Origin of the sequence: Arthrobacter crusticola (assembly GCF_004357995.1) — a bacterium.
Lineage (GTDB): Bacteria > Actinomycetota > Actinomycetes > Actinomycetales > Micrococcaceae > Arthrobacter_D > Arthrobacter_D crusticola.
The window spans coordinates 286408-303873 of record NZ_SMTK01000003.1; the positions used below are offsets into that span (position 1 = coordinate 286408).

Consider the following 17466-nt stretch of genomic DNA (forward strand, 5'->3'; position numbering starts at 1 on the left):
GCCGCATGGAGCTGAACGGATCCCACTTCCTCGTCGTCGGTGCCACCGGAGTGCTGGGATCCGCGCTCGCGCGCGGTCTCGCCGCCCGCGGCGCCCTGCTGACCCTGAGCGGACGGTCGGAGGCCAAGCTGGCCGCCCTGGCCGGTGAGCTGGGCGGTGCCGCCGCCGGCACGGTCGCGGCCGACCTCGGCCGGCTCAGCGCGCCCTCGGACATCGCGGCGGCCGCCTACGGCCGGGAGCTGAACGGCATCATTTTTGCCGCCGGCGTCGTCGCCTTCGGGCCGGCGGCGGAGGTCGACGACGACACACTCGATGAGCTGATGCTGGTGAACCTGCTCGGGTACATGCGCCTGATGCGCGAGCTGGCGCCGCGGCTGGCCGAAGACTCCGTCGTCGTCCAGCTCAGCGCCGTCGTTGCCGAGCGGCCCACCGCGGGCATGGCCGCGTACTCCGCCACCAAGGCGGCACTGAGCGCCTACGGCAAGGCGCTCGGCCTCGAACTGCGCCGCCAGGGCTCCCGGGTGCTGGACGTGCGTCCCCCGCACACGGAGACCGGCCTGACCGAACGGACCCTCGCGGGCACCGCCCCGCGGCTGCCGCAGGGCAAGGACCCGCAGGCCGTGGCCGAGCGCATCATCGCCGCCATGGCGGAGGACGAGAAGGACCTGGCCTCCACGGCGTTCTAAGCCGCCGGAGGCCGCCGACGGTCAGGTCTCACGGGGCGCCAGTGGAGGCAGGCGCCCCGGGTCGGTCTCGAGGGTGGAGCGGTCCCAGCCGGCGGCGTCGGCGGCCGCTTCGTACGTTGACCTGAGGAATTCAAGGACGGTGGCGTCCGGATCCGCCGAGCGCCTCACGGCGTCGTAGGGGAGCAGGAACAGGCCCAGGTCCTTCCGGTAGGAGGCCTCCGGGGGCCCGGCGGAAACGGCCGGGTAGCCCTCCGGCTCGGGATACGCATAGGAGTAGAAGGAACCCTCGGGGGAGCCGCCGGCCCAAAAGCCGCTGCTCCACAGTTCGTGGGAGTAGCCCTCCACCATGACCCAGTCGGGGCAGTTCGGCACGCCCCCCGGGTGCGGGGGAGCCGGCCGGCCCGAGAACCGGGTGCAGGCCAGGTCCATCCCGCCCCAGAAGAAGTGCACCGGGCTCGACTTGCCCGCGAAGGAGGATCGAAACAACTGCAGCACCCTCGCGGCCTGGGTGAGCTGCTGCCAGAACAGGTGCACCGCGTCGTGATCGTAGGAGCGGTTCTCGTGGTCGTCAGCGAAGGGGACCGCCGGATCGACTTCGTTGGGGACGGCGCGGATCGCCACGGGGATCCCCAGCTCCGCCAGCACCGCGGTGAGCTCGCTGTAGAACTGCGACACGGGTTTGGGCTCCAGCGCCACCACGCCTTCCCTGCCGCCACTGTGGCGCACGCGGAGGGTGTCGGTGATGAAGTCGAACTCGATATCGAAGGTCGACTGCCCGCAGGGCACCGTCGAAGTGCCCAGGCCCCGCGGGCTCACATACAGCGGCACCTGCCACCAGTGGTTGACCAGCGGAGCGTGGGCCATCCGGATCTTGCCGACGATCTGCAGCCACATGTGGAGGGTGGCGCGGGTGTCATCCCAGTCGTCCACCAGCAGCGCCGGCCAGCGGCTCACGCCACGACCTTAATGTTGACGGACCGGGTGTTCAGGGACGACATCAGGTTGAACGCCAGGAAGGAGTAATGCTCGGCGCTGCGGGCGGTGGAGATGTCGCCGAGGTCGAGTTGGTTCTCCCTGCTCCAGCCGAGGTCCGAAAGGAGTCCGGCGACCGTCTCCTTCGCCGCTTCGTCGTTGCCGGACAGGAACACGGTGCTTTCCGCGGCCCGCGATTCGGGTCCGGTCATGGCCGCGACCGGCATGGTGTTCAGCGTCTTCACCACCCGGGTGGCGGGGAACTGGGCCTGAAGTGCGGCGCCGAGGCTGGCGTTGGGATAAGCGAGTTCGAACGCCGGGGTCAGGGCATTGCCGACGTCGATCAGGAGTTTTCCGGCGAGGGAGTCGCTGAACGGCCCGAGGATGTCCTGGGCCGCATTGCCGGGAAGGGCCGAGACGACGACGTCGCCGGATGCAATCGCCTCCTGCATTCCCACCACCTTCGGGGCGAAGCCATCCTTCCCCGCGGGGTCACGGGCGCCAAGGACGACGTCGTGGCCCGCATCGAGCAGACCGTCAGCGAGGGCGGTGCCGACATTTCCTGTTCCAAGTACTGCAATTTTCATTGGTTCTCCTAGCCCGGAGGAATCGAGGGACGGCCGGGACGGGATTGGAAGTGTCCGCGGCGGCAGGAGCTAAAGGGCTGACCTGAATTTATGTTCCATGCCCGGCCCGGTAAAGGATGCGCGGATCATTACGCGCGGAAAACCGCGCCGCAGTCGGGGCGCACCCCGGAGGTATGGCCCCTTCGGCGGCAGGGGTGTAGAACTAGACGCGCCGGGGAATCGCTGCGCACACTCGGAGCCCGCAGCGCCCGGCGGGAAGGAACTGCAATGAGCGATGTCCACGGGATCGTTCCCACGGCGGCGCCCTCGGGCACCGGCTGCGCCGAGTGCCTCGGCAGTCATGGGTGGTGGCTGCACCTGCGGCGGTGTGCCCAGTGCGGGCACATCGGATGCTGTGACTCCTCGCCGAACCAGCATGCGAGCCGGCATGCGGCGGAGACCGGCCATCCCATCATCGCCTCCTTCGAGCCGGGGGAGGACTGGTTCTGGAACTATGAGACCGGAACCTACACGAATGGAATGAAGCTTGCGCCGCCCCAGCACCGCCCGTTGAAGCAGAGCTCGCCGGGGCCGGCAGGGGCCGTTCCCCGCGACTGGGTCACGAAACTCCACTGAACCGCTCCAGGGAAGCACTCCGCGCTCCGCCCGGACCGGCGGCCTACCCGGTGGGCAGGCCCGTGCGGCGGTAGGTGAGGTCGAAAACCATGCGCCCGGCCTCCAGCGCCTTGTTCTCGAAGCTGGTCAGCGGGCGGTCCTCGAACCGCGGAGCCCAGCCGCCCAGGGTGTCGGTGCCCTCATTGATTCCGGTATTGCCGGTGCTGACGGGGTCCTTGCCCTTCCGGACCGGGGCGCCGCCGACGACCGATTCCACCCCGCTTTCCCACACCTGGGTGAGGGGGCTCATCTCTCCGGTGCGCTCGCCGGCGTGGAGGTTGGCGAACATCGGTGAGGCGTTGAGGACAGAGCGCATCTGCACGGCGTAGTCGGACCAGTCGGTGGCCAGCCTGAACAGTCCGCCGGGTTCAAGCACCCGGGCGGCGAGCTCGACGAAGCTTTCCTTCACCAGGCGCCGCTTCCGGTGGCGCACCTTGTGCCAGGGGTCCGGGAAGTAGACCCAGAGCTCGCTGAGCGAGGCCGGACCGAGCATTCCCGCCAGAGCCTCGGGGGCGTTGACCTGGGCCACGCGGACGTTGGTCAGGCCTTTCTGGCTGATCCGCAGCATCGTCTGGGCCAGTCCGGGGCGGTACACCTCGAGGGCCAGGAAATTGCGGTCCGGGTTCAGCTCGGCGGCGTGGGTGATCGCCTCGCCGAGCCCGGAGCCCACCTCCACCACGAGCGGGGCGTGCCGGCCGAAGGCCCCGGCGGCATCGAACCGGTAGTCCGGGTCCACCGACGTATCGGCGGACACGCGCGGCACTTCGATCAGGTAGTCCCCGGCGAGCTCGGCCCACGCCTCGCGCCGGCGGCCCTGGAGCCGGGATCCGCGTCGCACGAAGGACACGGGGTGGCCGCGGGGCGGTTCGGGTGTTTCGGGATCTGCCGGGGTGGTTGCCGGGGCGTTGGGCTCGGTGCTCATCACCCTCAAGGCTACCGCCCGGTGTGCCCGGCGCGCGGCTGCCGGGCGCCTAGCCGATGCCCGCCGCGGCGAGGGACGCCAGCCGGGACAGGGCCAGCTGTGCGTACAGGGCGGCGCCGTCGGCCAGGACATTGTCGTCGAACACGGCCAGGGGCGAGTGGTTGAACGGCGCCGACTGCGGGTCGGCGCCCGGAGGAGTGGCGGCGAGGAAGACGAAGCTGCCGGGGACCGCCTCCAGGATGCGCGAGAAGTCCTCGGAACCGCTCAGGGGCTGCTGCATCTCCGCGTACCGGCCGGGGCCGAAGAGCGCGGCAACCTGCTCCTGCGCATGGAGCGTCTCCGAGAAGTTCGTCACGGTCAGCGGGTACTCGGTCTCGTAGTCGACGTCGGCCTCCAGCCCGTGCGCCTCGGCGATGCCGCGCACCAGACGCGGGGCGATGGCAGCCATCTTCTCCCGGTTTTCCGCCGAGAAGGTCCGCACGGTGGCCTCGATCCGGGCCGTGTCGGGAATGATGTTCCGCTTCGTGCCCGCCCGAAGCACCCCGACGGAGATCACCACCGGGTCGAACATATTGAACTGCCGGGTCACCATCACCTGCAGCTGCGTGACGATTTCGGCGGCCACGGTGACCGGGTCCTTCGCGGTGTGCGGGGCGGAGCCGTGGCCGCCGGCGCCGCGGACCGTCACCATGAGCCCGTCCGAGGCCGACATCAGCGTGCCGCCCCTGCTGGCGAAGATCCCGTTGGGCAGCAGCGAGGAGGTCACATGAAGGCCGTAGGCCGCATCCGGCAGCCGGCCGGAGGCTTCGAGGATGCCCTCGCGGATCATCACCGCCGCGCCGTCGTACCCCTCCTCACCGGGCTGCAACATGAGCACGACGTCGCCGGCCAGCTCATCCCGGTGGGCGGCGAGCAGGCCGGCGGCGCCGGCGAGCATCGAGGTGTGCAGGTCGTGCCCGCAGGCGTGCATTACGCCGTCGACGGTGGAGGAGAACGGGATCCCGGTGCGTTCCTGCACGGGCAGGGCGTCCATGTCGCCGCGCAGCAGCACCGTCGGCCGCCGCCCTGCCGAGGCGGCGGTGCCGCGCAGCACGGCGGTGACGGAGGTGGTCTCCGTGCCTAGGGCCACCTCGTACGGGAGCCCCTCAAGGGCTTCGAGGACCTTCTGCTGCGTCCGCGGCAGCGACAGCCCGATCTCGGGTTCCCGGTGGAGGCGGTGCCGCAGATCGGTTAGGCCGCCATGGAGCTGGCGCGCCTCCTCGAGCAGGCTGGCGGGGGTGGCGGTCATTGAGGTCCTCCCGGTGGATTCGGCCGATGGTTTCCCTGGTGGGGGTTCTCACACCCTCCCAGACGGTGCCGGAAAACGGGAGGGGTGAGGGGCCCCCGGGGCGGTACGTGTCAGGCGGGGGCTGTTCCGGCTGGTAGGGTGGAAGGACATGCCTGCGTATCCCGGAGGCCGGAGACGGCCCCGATACCCGCAGCCTGCGTCGATGAGCGCTTTCTTTTGTCCCGCATCCAGCTTCCCGTATGGAAGCGCGGTGGACACTGTCTGACTTTTCTTCGGCGAACCCCTGTGCCAACCGGCGCCGGGGAAGATGAGAAGAAAGTTCGTGTATATACATGACTACTTTTGCCGCCCTTGGTGTGCCCAAAGCGCTGGTTTCGAACCTGACAGCGCAGGGAATCACCGAACCTTTCCCCATCCAGGTCAAGACCCTCCCCGACACTCTCGCGGGACGCGACGTCCTCGGCCGCGGCCGCACCGGCTCGGGAAAGACCCTCGCTTTTGCCCTTCCCATGGTGTCCCGGCTCGCCGAGCAGGAGGCCGCCTACCGGCGCAAGCCCGGACGCCCCCTGGCCCTGATCCTGGCCCCGACCCGCGAGCTGGCCACCCAGATCAACAACACCGTCGAGCCGCTGGCCAACGAGCTGGGACTGAACACCACCGTCATCTACGGCGGGGTTTCCCAGCAGCGCCAGGAGAAGGCCCTGCGGGCCGGCGTCGACATCGTCATCGCCTGCCCCGGCCGACTCGAGGACCTGATGCGCCAGAAGCTCATCACCCTTGAATCGGTGGAGATCACCATTCTCGACGAGGCCGACCACATGGCCGACCTGGGCTTCCTGCCTGTCGTGAAGAAGATCATGGACACCACGCCCACCGAGGGGCAGCGCCTGCTGTTCTCGGCGACCCTGGACAATGGCGTGGACAAGCTCGTCAACCGGTACCTGAGCAAGCCCGTCACCCACTCGGTCGACGATCCCCAGGCCGCGGTGACCACCATGGAGCACCACGTGCTGCTCATCGGCGACCAGACCCAGAAGAAGCAGCTGATCGTCCAGCTTGCCTCCGGCACCGGGCGCCGCCTGCTGTTCATGCGCACCAAGCACCACGCCCGCAAGCTGGCCAAGACCCTCACCGACGCCGGCATCCCCGCCGTCGACCTCCACGGCAACCTCTCGCAGAATGCCCGTGACCGGAACCTTGCGGAGTTCTCCAGCGGCGATGTGCGCGTCCTCGTGGCGACCGACGTCGCCGCCCGCGGTGTGCACGTGGACGACGTCGAACTCGTCGTCCACGTCGACCCGCCCACCGAGCACAAGGCATACCTCCACCGTTCGGGCCGCACCGCCCGCGCCGGGTCCTCGGGCACCGTCGTGACCATCACCCTGCCGGAGCAGAAGTCGGAGGTGCAGAAGCTGATGCGCGCCGCCGGCGTCGACGTCGCCTTCGAAAACGTCAAGGCAACCTCTCCTCTGGTCGGCAAGCTCATCGGCGAGGTCGCGGAAAAGATTGATCCCCGCACCCGCGCGGCACTCATCGCCCAGCGCGACACCGCCCGCGGCGAGGGCACCTCCACCGGCGCCAACGCCCAGCGCAAGCGCGCCCGCCGCGGCGCCGCAGCACCCGCCGCCGGCGGACGCGGCGGCAGGGGCGGCCGTGGACGTGTCGCGGCCGAGGCGCAGCCCGCCCAGGGCAACCGTGCCGACCGCCGCAAGGACCAGCCGCAGGCACCGCGCTTCGGCACCGAGGCAGGCGCCGGCGCAGGCCGCCGCCGCTCCGCCGAGGGCCGTCCCGCCGCCGACACCGCCGGAACCCGCAGCCGCCGTCCCGCAACGGGCCAGCGCGCCGCGGATGTCGCTCCCCGCCGTCCGGCGGCCGCCGGCGGAACGTCCTCCGGCCAGCGCAGCCATGCACCGGCCGCTGCGGGCCGACCCGCCAGCGCCGGTCGCGCCGGTGGTTCGCGCAGGGCCAGTGCTCCGGCGTCGAACGACCGCCGCACGCGCTAAGCTCCGCTGATCCAGCAGAGCCGATCCAGCTGAAAGGCCCCTTCCCGCACGGGAAGGGGCCTTTCAGCTGTGTGGGGCGTTTTTGCTGTGCAGGGCCCGCCGAGTTGGCAGCTAACCACCCTTCGGGGGCGTGAAAGCGTGGTGAACTGCAGGTTCGAGGGAGGTGTTGAGGGGCGCTTGGGTGGGTGCCGGAAGGCTTACGCCGAGTGGGCAGTTAACCACGCTTCGCGGGCGTGAGAGTGTGGTGAGCTGCAGTTTCGGTGACGGGCCGAGGGGCCGGTGTGCAGAACCCCGGACGCCGCACCCGGCAATGAGCGACAATGGGCCAATGAACACACTCCTGAACGTGATCTGGCTGCTCTTCGGCGGTATCTGGCTGGCCCTTGGCTACTTCGCCGCCGGAATTCTGTGCTGCGTCCTGATCATCACGATCCCCTTCGGAATCGCCTCATTCCGGATCGGCCTCTACGCCCTGTGGCCGTTCGGGCGGACGGTGGTGGACCGCGGCGGGCAGGTGTCCTTCTTCTCCACCATGGGCAACATCATCTGGCTGCTCGTCGCGGGGATCTGGATCGCCATCGGGCACGTCCTCACGGCGATCCCCATGTTCGTGAGCATCATCGGGATTCCCCTCGGCATTGCCAACCTCAAACTCATCCCCGTGTCGCTGATGCCGCTGGGCAAGGTCATCGTGGAGACGCGCGGCACTCGAATTCCCCAGTACCGCTGACCCCCGGGTCGGGCGGTGCCCCGGGGTGCCAGGAGGCCGGTGGTGCACCGGGACGTGGGAGGTGCACCCCGAAAACCCTTCCGAGTTGGCAGCTCACCACGCTTCGGCGGGATTGAAGCGTGGTGAGCTGCAGTTTCGGCGGAGGTGGTCGCTGCAGAGCGTGGTGAGCTGCAGTTTCGGCGGAGGAGGGGTGGCTCCTAGGAACCGGCTCCGCGGAGGAACGCCTCCATGAATGGTCCGCCCGAGGTTGAGCCGAGTTCTCCTTCTTCGACGAAGACCGCCACGGCGAGGTCGCCCTGCAGAGCGACGATCCACGCATGGGTGCGCGGCGGGGTCTCGCTGCCGAACTCCGCCGTGCCGGTCTTCGCATGCACGGGATCGCCCGGGATGCCGCCGAGCATGCCCGCGCCGCCCTCGGTCACCACCGCGCGCATCAGGGTCCGCAGGGTGGCGGCCTCCTCCTCTGTCAGTTTGCTGGCTTCGGCGGGCGCGCTGGTGGACTCGGAGTCATCCACGGAAGGCCCGGAGGACGGGGACGCCGACGGGGACGCCGACGCCGACGCCGACGCGGACGCCGACGCCGACGCGTCGTCCGGTCCGGTGGCCAGCACCGTCGGGGTGACCCTGGCACCCTTGCCGACGCTCGCTGCCATGGTCGCCAGCGCCAGCGGCGAGACGAGGACCTCGCCCTGCCCGATCATCGACGCGGCGTGCGCGGTGCCCTCGGCCTCGACGGGAACGACGCCGAAGAAGGCGGGCGTGCCAATGGAGGCTTCGACCCCGATGCCGAGGTCGGCGGCGGCCGAGGCGAGTTCCTGCTGGGAGACCTTGTCGCGGTTGGAAATGAACCCGGTGTTGCACGACTGCGCGAAGCTCTGGAGCAGCGGGATCGTTCCGGTGAACTGCGCCGGGTAGGTGCTCGCGTTGTTGAAGGAGCGTCCGTCGACGGTGAGTTCGGCGGGGCATTCGGTGGGGGACTCGGGCGTGAGGCCCTTGCGCAGCAGCGCGAGGGTGGTGGCGATCTTGAAGGTGGACCCCGGCGGGTACTGCCCGAGCAGCGCGGTGGGCAGGCCCTCGCTGCCGGGCCCGTTGGCGGCGGTCAGTACTTCCCCGGTGCTGGGGCGGATGGCGACGATCGAGGACGCCGAGGGCTCCTCGGCGAGGACCTCCTCGGCAAGGGTCTGCAGTTGCGCGTCGAGCGTGGTGGCGAGAGGCTTTCCGTTGACCGGCGGCTTCTCGAACAGGCCCTGGGACTGGGCGGCCTCGCCCTCCCCCAGCACCCCTGTGATTAGAATGCCGGGGGTTCCGGCGAGCCGGTCGTTGTGCTGCCGCTGCAGGCCGGAAAGGCCGGTGATGTCCCCGGCCTCGAGCTTCCCGCCGGACTGCTCAATCAGCTCGGCCGTCGGTTCGCCGACGGTGCCCAGCAGCTCACGGGCGAACGCCCGGGTCGGGGCCAGTTCACGGAAATCTTTCATGGTGGCGACCCCCGGAATGGCGTCGAGAGCGGCACGGTCGGCAGCCAGCGGCGAGTCCTCGCGCAGCACGATCGCCTCGACGAACGCCTCGGCGCCGGCGGCGGCCACCTGCTCCGCGTAGGGGGCCGGGTCGAGCTCCAAGACTCCAGCGAGCGCCCTCGCGGCGGCATCGTGTTCCTCTGCGGGAATGAGCGTCTTGTCGATGCCGACCCGCATCACTGGGCGCTCGGTGACGAGCACCTCGCCGTCCGCGCCGGTGATGTCTCCCCGGTCCGCGGGCACCTTTTGCAGGGCAAGGCGCTCATCGACGCGCAGTTCCGGCACGAAGATGGCCGGATCCCACTCGGCCTGCCACTCGTCCTCCTCCCGGGTGAGCTCCACCGCCGTCGAATAGGTCCAGTCCTCGTCCGAGGCATCGACGTCCCAAATGTAGTCCAGGGTGGCGGTTGCGGTGTCCTCACCGGTCGACTCCACGCCCTCGACGGCGACCTTGGGCTTCAGCGGCGCGAGCGCCTCCGTGATGGTGTCCAGGTCCGTGGTGACGTCCTCGGCCCGAACTACGGTGAAGGCCGAGCCCGCGACGTCGAGCTTCGACAGGCCCGCGGCGAGCTTCTTCGCGGCATCCGCGGCGGTCGGCCGGTCGTCGGCGCAGGCGGCAAGCGAGGCCGCCAGGACGGCGGTGGTCAGGACAGCGGTCAGTCGATGAAATTTCCCCATCGGGCCATTATGGCCGACGGCGGCCCCTCTCCGGACCGGGCTCGAAAGAACGCCGGCGGGCCCGGCGGTAAGCACCCGCTTCGCTGGAGGCGAACCGGGCATAAAACACAGCACGACAAGGTTGAGTCGGGTACACTCAACTTAGATTTTAGAAGGTGTTCCGAGCAGGAACATCGTCGATAGCGAAGGATGGGTCCATGGACGCAAAATTCACCACCAAGAGCCAGGAGGCTCTTTCGGCTGCGGCGATGAACGCCTCGACGGCGGGCAATCCCCAGGTCGAAACGCCGCACTTCCTTAAGGCGCTGATGGATCAGCGGGAGGGCATCGCGGTGGCCCTGCTCAAGGCCGCCGGCGCCTCGCCCGATGACATCAGCGTGCAGGCCAGCACGGCCATCCGTGCCCTGCCCTCCTCCTCGGGGTCGAACGTGGCCCAGGCCCAGTTTTCCCGGGGCGCCCTGCAGGTGATTTCCGCTGCCCAGCAGGAGGCCGAAGCGCTGGGGGACCAGTTCGTCTCGACCGAGCACCTGCTGCTCGGGCTCGCCGCCGACGCCGGACCCGCCGGCAGGATCCTGCGCGAGGCCGGAATCTCCCGCGACGCGCTCGCGGCCGCGCTCCCCGGGGTCCGGGGCGACCGCAGGGTGACCTCCGCCGACCCCGAGAACACCTTCCAGGCCCTCGAGAAGTTCGGCGTCGACCTGACCGAGCTGGCGCGGGCGGGCAGGCTCGACCCGGTGATCGGACGTGACTCCGAGATCCGCCGCGTCGTGCAGGTGCTCTCGCGCCGTACCAAGAACAACCCGGTGCTGATCGGTGAGCCCGGCGTCGGCAAGACGGCTGTCGTGGAAGGCCTCGCACAGCGCATGGTCGCCGGGGACGTCCCGGAGTCCCTCCGCGGCAAGTCCCTCATCAGCCTCGACCTCGGCTCGATGATCGCCGGCGCGAAGTACCGGGGCGAATTCGAGGAGCGGCTGAAGGCCGTGCTCGAGGAGATCCGGTCCTCCAACGGGCAGGTCGTCACCTTCATCGACGAGCTGCACACCGTGGTCGGAGCCGGTGCCTCCGAGGGCTCGATGGACGCGGGCAACATGCTCAAGCCCATGCTGGCCCGCGGGGAGCTGCGCCTGATCGGCGCCACAACCCTCGACGAGTACCGCGAGAACGTGGAGAAGGACCCGGCGCTGGAGCGGCGCTTCCAGCAGGTCTATGTGGGGGAGCCGTCGGTGGAGGACACCATCGGCATCCTGCGCGGTCTCAAGGAACGCTATGAGGCCCACCACAAGGTCTCCATCGCCGACTCCGCCCTGGTGGCCGCGGCGACCCTGTCCAACCGGTACATCTCCGGACGGCAGCTGCCGGACAAGGCCATCGACCTCGTTGACGAGGCCGCGTCGCGCCTGCGTATGGAGATCGACTCCGCACCGGTGGAGATCGACGAGCTGCGCCGCGCGATCGACCGGATGCGGATGGAGGAGCTCGCGCTGGAGCGTGAGACGGACGAGGCCTCCCAGGAGCGGCTTGAGGACCTGCGCGCGGTGATGGCGGACCGGCAGGAGCAGCTCTCGGCGCTCAATGCCCGGTGGGAGGCCGAGAAGGCGGGCCTGAACCGGGTCGGTGACCTGAAGGCGTCCCTCGACGAACTGCGCTCGCAGGCCGACAAGGCCCAGCGCGAGGGCGACCTGGAGACGGCGTCGCGGATTCTGTACGGGGAGATTCCGCAGGTGCAGCGCGAACTCGATGCCGCCCAGGCCGCCGAGCAGGAATCGGCCGGAGAGACCCTGGAGCTGATGGTGGCCGAGGAGGTGACGGCCAATGACATCGCGGAGGTCATCTCGGCGTGGACCGGCATCCCGGCCGGCCGCATGCTCCAGGGTGAGAGCCAGAAGCTGCTTCACATGGAGGAGGTTATCGGGTCCCGGCTGATCGGCCAGTCCAAGGCGGTCGCGTCGGTTTCGGATGCGGTGCGCCGTGCCCGGGCCGGGGTTTCCGACCCGAACCGGCCCACCGGCTCCTTCCTGTTCCTCGGCCCCACCGGTGTGGGCAAGACCGAACTCGCGAAGGCGCTGGCGGACTTCCTGTTCGACGATGAGCGTTCGATGGTGCGCATCGACATGTCCGAATACTCCGAGAAGCACTCGGTGGCCCGCCTCGTCGGCGCGCCTCCGGGTTACGTCGGCTATGAAGAGGGGGGCCAGCTCACCGAGGCGGTGCGGCGCCGTCCCTACAGCGTCGTGCTGCTCGACGAGGTGGAGAAGGCGCACCCGGAGGTCTTCGACATCCTCCTGCAGGTGCTCGACGACGGCCGCCTGACCGACGGGCAGGGACGCACCGTGGATTTCCGCAATGTCATCCTGGTGCTGACTTCCAACCTGGGCTCGCAGTTCCTGATGGATCCCTCGCTCGATGACGCAGCGCGCCGCCAGGCCGTGATGGCGACGGTGAACGCCAGCTTCCGGCCGGAGTTCCTCAACCGGCTCGACGACGTGATCATCTTCGACGCGCTCAGCCTCGATGAGCTGTCGAAGATCGTCGACCTTCAGGTCGAGGCGCTCGGCAAGCGGCTGCAGGAGCGCCGCCTCACGCTTGAGGTCACGCCGGCGGCCAGCGAGTGGCTGGCCCTCACCGGGTTCGATCCCGCCTACGGTGCCCGGCCCCTGCGCCGCCTGGTGCAGCGGGAGATCGGCGACCAGCTCGCCCGGGGCATCCTGGCCGGGGAGATCGCCGACGGGGACCGGGTCCTGGTCGACCGGGACGGCGGCGCGGGTGTCGACGGCCAGGGGGAGGGGCTGAGCCTGCGCGCCGTTGCCTAGGCGCGCAGGCCCCGCAGCTCTCCTCCAGCAGGCCGGAGTCTACTCGGTGAGCAGGCTCCGGCTCAGCGTCGCGCCGTCCTGCAGGACGGCGAAGCAGTCAACACGGCGGTCGCCGTCCGCCCAGGTGCCCTCAGTGGGCGTCACGCGCAGCAGTTCGATCCGGCCGGCTCCGGCCGCGACGCCTGAGTCGATCGGGGCGGTTTCACAGGCCGCGTCGGCCCGGGCACCGAGCTGGCCGCGGCCTGGGAATTCGGCGTCATCCGAGTAGAACTCCGAGGCGATCAGCTGGGCCCGGTGCGGCGTCGAACAGGTCACGATGGTGACCTCACTCTCGATGTCGGTGAAATCGAGGAGGCAGTGCCCGGCGGTGAGCACCGACGGCCGGACGTCTTCGGCAATCACTCCGTCGGCACCGGCCGCGGTCGGGATATCCTCGGGTGACTGGGGGTCCCCGGCGCCGGTCAGGCCGCGCACCAGGCTGATGGCCGCCCAGACGAGCAGGGCCAGGACCACGACGCCACCGAGAATGAGGAGCGCCACCGGGCGCCGGGACTTCTCCCGGCGCTCACGGGACCGCGCCCGCCGCGGACCCACGGGCTCGCCGGCCTCGCCGGCCGGGGCCCAGGTGGACCGGCGGGCACCGGACTCGGCCGACGGCTCGGCGGCCTCCGGTCCACCGGGTGCGCGGTGGGAGACGGCGGTCGCGCCGGCCCGTCCGGCGGCACCGGTCGAAGCCGCGGGGCCGACACCGAGAGCGGCCGGATCGGTTCCCGCGAGGAGGCCGGAGTGGGCGGAACCCGAGCCGACCGCCACCGGTTCAGGAAGGGAGGCGAGGCGGAGATCTTTGGCATTGTCGGCCGCGGAATCCGCGCCGGTGTCTCTGGCGGCACCGCCCGCGGGTGCATCGGGGGCGGACGGGTGCGCGGCGGAACGGCCTTTGGGGAGCCCCGCGGAGCCGTTGGAAGCGGAGGGCTCACCGGCGGGCCCGGGGGTGGACTCCCCGACGGAAGGGTTGCTCCCTCCGTCCTGGATCGAGGAACCGGTTGATCCGCCGGTCGCGGAGGCGCCGGACGGGGGGCCACTGTTCTGGGTCCCACCGCTCGGGGCCTCACTGGGCCGTGGGGTGGCTTCCGCCGCATCACCGGCCGGACCGCCCGCAGGCGCGGTGCCCGACGGCGCCGCCGCAATAGTTGGCGCGTCGGCAGGCAGGGGGCCGGCCAGGAGGGCGGCGTCCTCGGCCTCCTCCGCCACTGCCTGAGCCTCCGCCGCCGCGTCGTCGAGGGCCGCGGCCTCGGCGGTGGTCCTGCTGACGGCCGCAGGGGCCAGCACAGGTTCAGCGAGCGTCAGGTCCTCCGCAGTCACCGACAGTTCAGGCTCCGCCGGTGCGCCGGCAGCGCTGGCTTCCGTAGCGTCCCCGGGCTCGACGGCGTCGGTATCCAGGTCCGGATCCCGCGGCGCATCCTGGGTCGCGCCCTGGTGCCCGCCGGCGTCCGGCTTCCCCTGATCCTCCGGGCCACGCTGGGCGCTCTCCCGATTCTTCGTAGCCAACCGTTGTCTCCTCGGAGGGTTTTTGTTCTGCGCCCGGAAATGGGCCCTTAGGGCAGAACTCTATCCAAATTTCCGGCGCCGGGGCCCCCGCCTTCACCGGCCGGCGCGCGGCCGTTCCGTGCGATTGGGTGCCCGGGCGTCATGCTGGTCACAACGGCACGCGGACACACGGGAAAGCATGTAACCTATAGTTACGATAAATTGACCAATTACTCCGGGGCCTCGCTGCAGCCTTGGGCCTTCGTGCCCCAGTGACCACCTCCGGATCGACGCACAAAGGGGGTCACGCCATGGGGCGCGGCCGTCAAAAGGCAAAAGCTACCAAGCAGGCCCGGGACATGAAGTACTTCAGCCCGGCGACTGACTATTCGGCACTGCAGCGCGAGCTCACAGGCCCCGGGAGTCGTGCGTCCAACCGACGCAGTGAACCTCTCGAACCGGTTGAGCCGGACTATTCGGAGTATGCGGACAAATACGCCGATGACCTCGACGACGACGAGGAGAGCGGTTCCCGCCGCATCGGCTGATTCCACTCCGCCCTCCCGCTGACGTCACGTGGCGCATCAGTCCCTTCGGGGACGATGCGCCATTTCGTGTTGCCCGTCGTCCCGCGGAAGGCACTCCTGCTCAGGAGGGTGATGCGAGGAGCGGCCGGAACGCGAGTTCTGCCGCACCGACCAGCAGAAGCTCCGGGCCCAGCGCGGCGCGCCGCAGCTCGACCCCACCGGCAAGTGATCCGGTGCCGACCTGATCGGTGAGGCGTTGGCCGTCAAAATCGAAAAGCGATCCCAGAAAGCCTCCAAGGACGATCAGCTCCGGATCGAAGATGTTGACGAAATTCACCAGGGCGACAGCGAGGAGGTCGAGCTGGCGCTCCGCTTCAGCGCGGACCGCAGGGCCCGGCCCGGCTGACAGGACGCCCTCAAGCGCCTCGATCCCCCCACTCTCCAGGCCGGCGGCGTCGAGCAGCCGCTCGAGCCGGACCTCCGCGTCGAGGCATCCGGACCGCCCGCAGTGGCAGGGCGATCCGCCCGCGCGGACGAGGGTATGGCCGAGTTCGCCGGCGTAGCCGCGGCTGCCGCCCAGCTGCGCACCGCCGGCGATGATTCCCCCTCCAATACCGCTGGCACTGCCATTGAGGTAGACAGCATCGGCCACCCCGACCGCAGCGCCGAAGGTACTCTCGGCCAGGGCGCCGAGTGCGGCATCATTGGCGGCCACGGCGGGCAGGCCGAGTGCGCCGCCGAAGGGGCCCGTGAGGTCGGCGTCGCGCCAGCCCAGATGCGGCGCGACGAGCACGCGTCCCGCGGACGCGTTCACCAGCCCGGGAAGGGCGATGCCGACGCCCAGCACCGGTTCCAGCCCGGCGAGGACGCCGTCGAGGTCGGCAACGATATCGCAGCTGAGCTGTACGGCGTCATCGAGCGAGGGCACGCCCTGCGTTTCACGGCGCACCCGCGTGTGCACCCGGCCGCCCAGGCCGACTACACCGACCGTCAGGGCATCGATGTCCGGATTGACCGCGATCACGGCGATATTGGGATTGGCCTGCACGATCGGGCTGGGCCGGCCCACCCGGCCGGCTCCGGCCGGTTCCGACTCCCGCACGAGGCGCTTTTCGGCCAGTGCCGACACCAGGGCGCCGACAGTCGACCGGTTGAAGCCGGTGCGGCGGGTCAGTTCGGACCGGGACAGCGGGCCCTGCCGGTGGACCATCGTCAAAATCTGGGACAGGTTCTGGGTGCGAAGGCCCTCGATGCCGTTCCCCGCGCCGGAAGTTGACTGCACGGCCGTAGGTTCTCCTTTGTCACGCAGGGCCTTCGATGCACCTTGCCGGACACCATCGTATCCAGACGTGGCCCCGGTGCCCGGGAATCAGGCGCGCCGCGGGAGGGGATCCGTGGTTTCCAGTGGAGCCTGGGAGGGGGCGGCCGTGCTCTGGCGGACCACGAGGCTGGTCGCAAGGTCCAGCCTCAGGTTGTTGGGCCGCTCCCCGTCACGCAGGTGCAGGACCATGCGGGTGGCCTCCTCCGCCATCTGAATGAGCGGCTGGTGCACAGTCGTCAGTGCAGGGCTTGACCACTGTGCGAGCTGGAGGTCGTCGTACCCCACCACCGACAGGTCGTCGGGGACCCGTAGGCCGAACTGCCGGGCGGCGTCGAGCACTCCCAGTGCCTGGAGGTCGCTGCCGGCGAAGATCGCCGTTGGCGGGTTGGGGCCGCGGAGCAGCATCAGTGCGTTATCGCGGCCGCCGTCGACGTGGAAGTTGCCGTACCTGATCAACTCCGGGTCGATGGGCAGGGACGCCATGTTCATCGCCGACCGGTATCCGTCAATCCGGGCGAGCGAGCACATCATGTCCTCCGGTCCGCTGATGGCGGCGATGCGGGTGTGCCCAAGGTCGATCAGGTGCCGGGTTGCCATCATGCCGCCGGACCAGTTCGCGGACCCAACGGAGGGGACGTCGGGGGCTGGATCACCGGCCGGATCGATGATGACGAAGGGGATGGCCCTCGCGTCGAGCTTCCGCCGATAATCCTGCGGCAGGTCGGAGAAGACCAGGACGACGCCGGCCGGACGCCGCGACATCACGCCCTCGATCCAGTCGGGTCCCGGTGCGTGCCGGCTGCCGGTTTCGGTCAGTACCACGCTCAGGCCATGCTCGCGCGCCACATTCTCGACGCCGCGGATCAGCTCGAGCGCCCAGGCACTCTCCAGTTCGTGGAAGACGAGCTCGACGAGGCCCGCCCGGGTGGCGGAAGATTTCCGCCGCCGGTAGCCGTGCTCCTCAAGGAGCTCCTCAACTTTCGCCCGGGTTTTCGGAGACACGTCAGTGCGGCCGTTGAGCACTTTGGAGATGGTGGAGAGGGAAACGCCCGCCGCCGTCGCGAGCTGGGCGAGGGTGGTGCGCGGTTCTTCTGCCTGAGTGGACATGCGAACAGCTTACCCTCGGGGCCGCAGGGCCCCGGGATCTGTTTATCGCGTTTTGTGACGACCGGCACATTGGTCCTTGCGCATCCGGAGAAGCGATACATACACTCAACCCATCAGCTAATTTTCGATTTTATCTTCGA

14 protein-coding genes are annotated in these 17466 nt (G+C 69.7%); 6 read left to right on the forward strand and 8 right to left on the reverse strand.

Features of this window, described 5'->3' with window-relative positions:
• Positions 1-5 precede the first annotated feature (5 nt).
• Positions 6-686 (forward strand): SDR family NAD(P)-dependent oxidoreductase, encoded by a 681-nt coding sequence (locus tag E2F48_RS09110; RefSeq protein WP_133403683.1) that lies wholly within the window; start codon positions 6-8, stop codon positions 684-686.
• 21 nt (positions 687-707) lie between these two features.
• Here E2F48_RS09110 and E2F48_RS09115 read toward each other — a convergent pair whose 3' ends face one another.
• Together E2F48_RS09115 and E2F48_RS09120 are read right to left on the reverse strand one after the other, a co-directional pair.
• Positions 708-1640: a DUF5996 family protein gene (locus tag E2F48_RS09115; protein WP_221411661.1), complete on the reverse strand. Its 933-nt coding sequence runs from the start codon at positions 1638-1640 to the stop codon at positions 708-710.
• Positions 1637-2245, reverse strand: a complete 609-nt coding sequence (locus E2F48_RS09120; protein ID WP_133403684.1) for an NADPH-dependent F420 reductase — start codon at positions 2243-2245, stop codon at positions 1637-1639. The genes E2F48_RS09115 and E2F48_RS09120 overlap by 4 nt, the downstream gene beginning before the upstream one ends.
• A 267-nt stretch (positions 2246-2512) precedes the next feature.
• Between E2F48_RS09120 and E2F48_RS09125 the strand changes: the two genes are divergently transcribed.
• Positions 2513-2860, forward strand: coding sequence for a UBP-type zinc finger domain-containing protein (locus E2F48_RS09125; protein WP_133403685.1), 348 nt, complete (start codon positions 2513-2515; stop codon positions 2858-2860).
• A 43-nt stretch (positions 2861-2903) separates the two neighbouring features.
• Here E2F48_RS09125 and trmB read toward each other — a convergent pair whose 3' ends face one another.
• Positions 2904-3821: a tRNA (guanosine(46)-N7)-methyltransferase TrmB gene (trmB, locus tag E2F48_RS09130; RefSeq protein ID WP_133403686.1), complete on the reverse strand. Its 918-nt coding sequence runs from the start codon at positions 3819-3821 to the stop codon at positions 2904-2906.
• A gap of 49 nt (positions 3822-3870) precedes the next feature.
• The gene (locus E2F48_RS09135; protein ID WP_133403687.1) at positions 3871-5109 is read right to left on the reverse strand and encodes a M20 metallopeptidase family protein; all 1239 of its coding nucleotides are present in this window, start codon (positions 5107-5109) and stop codon (positions 3871-3873) included.
• A gap of 332 nt (positions 5110-5441) precedes the next feature.
• Here E2F48_RS09135 and E2F48_RS09140 point away from each other — a divergent pair, with 332 nt between their 5' ends.
• Both E2F48_RS09140 and E2F48_RS09145 read left to right on the forward strand, forming a co-directional pair.
• Positions 5442-7112 (forward strand): DEAD/DEAH box helicase, encoded by a 1671-nt coding sequence (locus E2F48_RS09140; RefSeq protein ID WP_133403688.1) that lies wholly within the window; start codon positions 5442-5444, stop codon positions 7110-7112.
• Positions 7113-7440: 328 nt separating this feature from the next.
• Positions 7441-7842, forward strand: coding sequence for a YccF domain-containing protein (locus tag E2F48_RS09145; protein ID WP_133403689.1), 402 nt, complete (start codon positions 7441-7443; stop codon positions 7840-7842).
• Between the two features lie 197 nt (positions 7843-8039).
• On the opposite strand, the gene E2F48_RS09150 is transcribed toward E2F48_RS09145, so the two are convergent.
• Entirely contained in the window at positions 8040-10034 is a 1995-nt protein-coding gene (locus tag E2F48_RS09150; RefSeq protein ID WP_133403690.1) for a penicillin-binding transpeptidase domain-containing protein, read from the reverse strand.
• A gap of 197 nt (positions 10035-10231) precedes the next feature.
• Between E2F48_RS09150 and clpB the strand changes: the two genes are divergently transcribed.
• A complete protein-coding gene (gene clpB, locus E2F48_RS09155; RefSeq protein ID WP_133403691.1) occupies positions 10232-12844 on the forward strand; it encodes an ATP-dependent chaperone ClpB in 2613 nt (870 codons plus the stop codon).
• 39 nt (positions 12845-12883) lie between these two features.
• On the opposite strand, the gene E2F48_RS09160 is transcribed toward clpB, so the two are convergent.
• Positions 12884-14392, reverse strand: a complete 1509-nt coding sequence (locus tag E2F48_RS09160; RefSeq protein ID WP_133403692.1) for a septum formation family protein — start codon at positions 14390-14392, stop codon at positions 12884-12886.
• Positions 14393-14682: 290 nt separating this feature from the next.
• On the opposite strand from E2F48_RS09160, the gene E2F48_RS09165 reads away from it, so the two are divergent.
• A complete protein-coding gene (locus tag E2F48_RS09165) occupies positions 14683-14919 on the forward strand; it encodes a DUF3073 domain-containing protein (protein WP_120167653.1) in 237 nt (78 codons plus the stop codon).
• Between the two features lie 100 nt (positions 14920-15019).
• Here E2F48_RS09165 and E2F48_RS09170 read toward each other — a convergent pair whose 3' ends face one another.
• Positions 15020-16180, reverse strand: coding sequence for an ROK family transcriptional regulator (locus E2F48_RS09170; protein ID WP_246018730.1), 1161 nt, complete (start codon positions 16178-16180; stop codon positions 15020-15022).
• An 87-nt stretch (positions 16181-16267) separates the two neighbouring features.
• Positions 16268-17326 (reverse strand): LacI family DNA-binding transcriptional regulator, encoded by a 1059-nt coding sequence (locus E2F48_RS09175; RefSeq protein ID WP_133403693.1) that lies wholly within the window; start codon positions 17324-17326, stop codon positions 16268-16270.
• Between the last annotated feature and the right edge of the window lie 140 nt (positions 17327-17466).